At 51.9% G+C, this 1,103-nt stretch carries 1 protein-coding gene; it reads right to left on the bottom strand.

Annotation, left to right across the window (positions count from 1 at the left end; translation table 11 throughout):
* Positions 1-1,103, bottom strand: a 1,103-nt coding sequence (locus Q2J39_RS10740) for a VirB4-like conjugal transfer ATPase, CD1110 family (protein WP_367280865.1), incomplete at both ends; no start/stop codon positions are given.

The following is a 1,103-nucleotide window of genomic DNA, read 5'->3' as shown; positions in this document are numbered from 1 at the left end:
AGCTGCTTGCGGTCGCAGAGTATCATGTTGTTAGACAGGGCGTTCAAGCCGTAGTACAAAGCCGCGCCCGTCTGGAAAAGCTCCTGTGTGATAAAGGGGATAAAGATAGCGGTGCTTGACGTGGTAAGCCCTCTTTGAATGGGGATAAGGTTCTCCCCAAGCGGTACAGAGGACATAAGCCCCGCTTCCTGTTGGTAGTCAAGGCGGGTTAAGGCGCAGTTGTTCTTCTGTGCAATGCCCGCCGCCGCGAATACGTCATTTTCCAGTTTCCTTTTTGTGTCTGCCATGTTCACCACAAGGAACGTCAAGAGGAACATTCTTTCATTCCGGCTCTGCAAGTCCTGTAAGAGGTTCTTCGCTTCGCTGCCGAACGTGGCAAGGTCGGACGGGATTATATCCATGTCATAGCCGCTGCGTACCGCTTTTTTCTGTTCCTCGATTTTCATTTTGTCAAGGTCGGTGATTTTCCGCTTGATTGTCTTTATGGCTTCGGTCTGGTCGATACTGTGGATATGCAGATTGACGATAACGCCCGTTTCCAAGTCCAGAATATCCGATAAGATACGGTCGTTTAATTCCGGCGCAAGGATTTCAAGGAATGAAACCGCGCCGATTTTGCGCCCCATGCGGAAATAACGCCCCTCGCCAAAACGGAAAGAGGACGGGGCGATAAAGTCCTTTGTGGAAAGCCCGGACGGGGCAAGCCATGAAAAATCAAAGGAAAACTGCCCGCCCTCCGGGTGGAAAATGCCATGCAGCATTTTAAGGCGTTCATAGCCTGTCATGGGGCGGGCAGCTACGCCCAAGAGCTTAAAGTTGTTCAGCACGTCCGTTTCGATACGGGCAAGGCGGGATTTCGCCGCGCCCAGACTGTCGGCTTCAATGGCAAAGGTGATATATTTTGCTTTGACAAGCCCGTTGTTGCCCTTTGCAAGCTGGTTTTTCAGCATATCCCGGTATTCTGTGCGGATAGAATTGAAAGCGTCCTCCTGTGCCGGGATATTGACCGCCTTTTCCGCTTCGCCCCGCTGCGTCCCCTGATTGATGAAAGAGAGCTGCACCGAAACGGAAGCGTCAAAGTAGTTGAGGAAGTCGCACCAGTT

This window comes from uncultured Allobaculum sp. (assembly GCF_948576815.1).
Classification (GTDB): Bacteria; Bacillota_I; Bacilli_A; order Erysipelotrichales; family Erysipelotrichaceae; genus Allobaculum; species Allobaculum fili.
This window is presented reverse-complemented; position numbering and strand designations above follow the sequence as displayed.